1 protein-coding gene is annotated in these 482 nt (G+C 68.9%); it reads right to left on the minus strand.

Annotated elements, in window-relative coordinates; translation table 11 throughout:
- Positions 1 to 477: sulfate adenylyltransferase subunit CysD (gene cysD / locus I8N67_RS41970; RefSeq protein WP_200309662.1), on the minus strand; the 477-nt coding region annotated here is incomplete at its 3' end.
- Positions 478 to 482 lie beyond the last annotated feature (5 nt).

Genomic DNA, 482 nt, shown 5'->3' on the forward strand with positions numbered 1-482 from the left:
TTCGGGCCGCTGGCGGCGGGGGTCCCACTGGGAGAACTCGTCGCGCAGGGAGAACACCCGTTCCTTGGCGCGGGCCTTCTCCTCGTCGCGGCGTCCGCCGCCGAAGACGGCGTCGAACTTCTCCGCCTGGATCTTCTCCGTCAGCGGCACCGTCTGCAGCGGGTTGCGGGTGCCGTCCGGGCGTTCCCGGAGCACGCCCCGGTCGATGTAGTCCTGCACCGAGGCCACGTGCAGCCGCAGGTGGTGCTGGGCCACCGTGCGGTCGCGGTACTCCAGGACTTCGGGGAAGTTGTGTCCGGTGTCGACGTGCAGCAGGGAGAAGGGCACCGTGGCCGGTGCGAAGGCCTTCAGCGCCAGGTGGAGCATGACGATGGAGTCCTTGCCGCCGGAGAAGAGGATCACCGGCCGCTCGAACTCACCCGCCACCTCGCGGAAGATATGCACCGCCTCGGACTCCAACGCGTCCAAGTGGGACAGGGTGT

The organism is Streptomyces adelaidensis, from assembly GCF_016598475.1.
GTDB lineage: Bacteria > Actinomycetota > Actinomycetes > Streptomycetales > Streptomycetaceae > Streptomyces > Streptomyces adelaidensis.